This window comes from Pararhizobium antarcticum, assembly GCF_001885585.1.
GTDB classification, from domain to species: domain Bacteria; phylum Pseudomonadota; class Alphaproteobacteria; order Rhizobiales; family Rhizobiaceae; genus Pararhizobium; species Pararhizobium antarcticum.
This window is the reverse complement of record NZ_LSRP01000040.1, coordinates 1-1,969: the sequence shown is the minus strand read 5'-3', so window position 1 is coordinate 1,969 and position 1,969 is coordinate 1. Positions and strand designations below refer to the sequence as shown.

3 protein-coding genes are annotated in these 1,969 nt (G+C 55.6%); all 3 read left to right on the top strand.

Annotated features, from left to right (window positions below; translation table 11 throughout):
• A partial coding sequence (locus AX760_RS04240) for an NAD(P)-dependent alcohol dehydrogenase (RefSeq protein ID WP_210187366.1) occupies nt 1–734 on the top strand: 734 nt, incomplete at its 5' end.
• A 67-nt stretch (nt 735–801) separates the two neighbouring features.
• On the top strand, nt 802–1,548 hold the full coding sequence (locus tag AX760_RS04235; RefSeq protein WP_139276209.1) for a hypothetical protein: 747 nt from the start codon (nt 802–804) through the stop codon (nt 1,546–1,548).
• 187 nt (nt 1,549–1,735) lie between these two features.
• On the top strand, nt 1,736–1,969 hold a 234-nt coding region (locus AX760_RS04230; RefSeq protein ID WP_175552012.1), incomplete at its 3' end, for a transposase.

Below are 1,969 nucleotides of genomic sequence, written 5' to 3'. Positions count from 1 at the left end.
CCTTGGGGGAGGGGGTGAAGCGGTTTGCGGTGGGTGAAGCAGTCTTCGGCATTACTGATGGGATGCGAATGGGGGCGCATGCAGAACAACTCGTTGTGAGGGCTGATGGACTGGTTTTCCCGCGGCCCGACACCCTTAGCGTCCCCGAGGCGGCATCCTTTTTCTTTGGCGGCCTCACCGCCGCAGACTTTTTACTGGATCAATGTGAGCTGCAACCCGGTGACCGACTGCTGGTCGTGGGGGGTACTGGGGCTGTAGGATCGGCCGCAATCCAAATTGCCCACCATCTGGGCGCTCATGTAACCGCATTGTCAGGTCCCAATAATCTGAATTTGGCGCATTCGCTTGGCGCAGACGTTGTCTTGAACTATCAGACCGATCCGGTAATGGGACCCTTCGACGTCATTCTTGATGTGCCCGGCATCCTGCCCAACCCGATCTCACACCTCGCAAAAGGTGGAAGACTGGGCCTTGTCACGGCAGATCTTGCGTCGATGCTTGGTGCCGCGCTACGACCCATGCGTGTCGGCGCTCGCAAGCTTGTTGCCGGTGTGATCAAAGAGACCCCACAGGCCTTGGGGCGCTTGATCGCTCTCCATGATATCGGCGCCTATCGACCGCATATAGGGGCCGAATTCCCTTTGTCCGAAATTGTGCAGGCGCATGCACAGGCAGACAGCGGCCATAAGCGGGGCAACCTTGTCATTCTCATGAACCCGCAGCAGTGCCCCTAGATTTCGCAATTCTAGAAGTTTCCTGACATTCTGATGTTACTGATTAACAAAAAAGAGGCTCTACCTCATGTTCCTGACCACACCAACTGCTTCCACATCAAAGCTGCTGGCGTCTATTGCAGCTATCTGTGCGGTCGCACACTTTCTAGGTTGCACACCATTGAAGGCGCAGTCGTTCAACGAGATGGCAAGTGAAAGTTCTGCCCAAGAGTTCTACGCCGACGTCCAGCGAAGAATAAGCGCAGGCACCGGCGACGGGCCGTCCTATTACTTGTCCCAAGATTACACTTTAACACCGGAACAGGAAGCACAGCTAGCGTCGGAGCGGCGAGATGACAACATTGTCGAAGGGCTCCGCAAAGACCCTGTGTTGATGCGCTACTGGCAAGGCTATTGGGATCATTATCAGGCCCGAGCGGCAGCCCAACCTGGAGAGTTCTGCGCGGCCACCTATGTCAATCTCGAGGGCTCTGTCACGCTCGCAGGGTTCGACAAAAGCTGGGATGGCGGCCTACTAATGTTTGTGGGCAGGAACGTTCCGCGACCCTCTGAGTTCAGAGAAGTTACGGCTACACTGACACAAGACGATGGTCGCCCCGCGACGGTGCGGATCTATAACATGCCGGCGAGCGCAAAGATGCCAGATGTGGGGACACTGATCTTTGCCGTTCCCAGTATGGCAGCTGCTCTTTCCGGAATGGGGAACGAGCAGAAATTCGTTATTGCCATCGACGGTCGGGAGGTTTTTCACATGAGCTGGAAGGATGGCAAAAAGGCCCGTAACACTCTACGTAATTGCGCCCGCAAGCGCTGAACTTGGTGTCAGCGGACAAGCTATGGCGAGAGCACTGACTGGGCAAGGCTGTGCTTTAACAACATCTTGCCAAAAATGGTGGCATGCATGCGTCGATTATCAGCGTTTGTAGGCGTTGGTGCGGGGATCAAATTTGAACGTTTTCCAACTATGGGGCTACGATCGAAAATAGCAAGATTGATCCAGCATGCCGCATAAGCATAACGCCGCCCGCCGTCATCACATCGGTAAAATGAAGTTCAGGGTGACGAACTGGGCGGAGTATGAGGCGGGCCTTCGCCGCCGTGGCAGTTTAACCCTTTGGATAACGCCGCAAGCGTTGGCAGGTTGGGCAGCCCCACGTCGCAAGACGCGTGGTGGCCAGCCTCTCTGTTCGGATCTTGCGATCGAAACTACTCTGATGCTGGGCATGGTATTCGGA